This window comes from Caballeronia terrestris, assembly GCF_001544515.1.
Taxonomy (GTDB): domain Bacteria; phylum Pseudomonadota; class Gammaproteobacteria; order Burkholderiales; family Burkholderiaceae; genus Caballeronia; species Caballeronia terrestris.
Genome location: NZ_FCOL02000615.1, coordinates 1 through 580 on the forward strand (window position 1 = coordinate 1; position 580 = coordinate 580).

Annotated in this window: 1 pseudogene; it reads right to left on the reverse strand. The window is 59.0% G+C overall.

What is annotated here, in order from left to right:
• A pseudogene (locus AWB67_RS39230) lies at positions 1 to 199 on the reverse strand (Crp/Fnr family transcriptional regulator); the annotation flags it as partial.
• Between the last annotated feature and the right edge of the window lie 381 nt (positions 200 to 580).

The following is a 580-nucleotide window of genomic DNA, read 5'->3' on the forward strand; positions in this document are numbered from 1 at the left end:
CTCCATCCTCCATCACGTAAAGCAAAGATACGATGGATGTTGTAGGGAAATAGACGAAGCGCTGGCGGTCACCCGATTCGTACACGACCTGCCCCAAAGTCATGTCGACCGGCACCAGATGCGGCGCCAGGCGGGTCCTTTCGGCTTGTGGCAAAACTGAAAGCAGATGGTTTTCGTCGAGAAGTGGATCGTTAGCCATAGCGGGTCCTCAGGTTCGCCGGATTCGCGCCGAATAAGGGGCGGCAGACCGCGGCCATAAGAAATGCGCCAGCGTGGCTCGCGATTGTTTCAGGGTATCGATCAGTCGCACCGCGCGATTATTCCCTGCGCAAATTATAGTTTCCGCGCGCGGCCAGGCGACAGGACGATGCGGCCGGGGCGGGTAAGGCCGTGTCCCAAACAGTCATAGGAAGCGTTTTTGATGAACCTCGCCTCGCGCGGTTCGGATCGGCGCGAATTAAGCAACCAAATAAAGGAGAGTTTCGATGAAGGCACTCGTCTATCACGGACCCGGCACAAAGTCGCTCGACGAGCGGCCCATGCCCGAACTCGCCGCGCCCACCGACGCCATCGTCCGCGT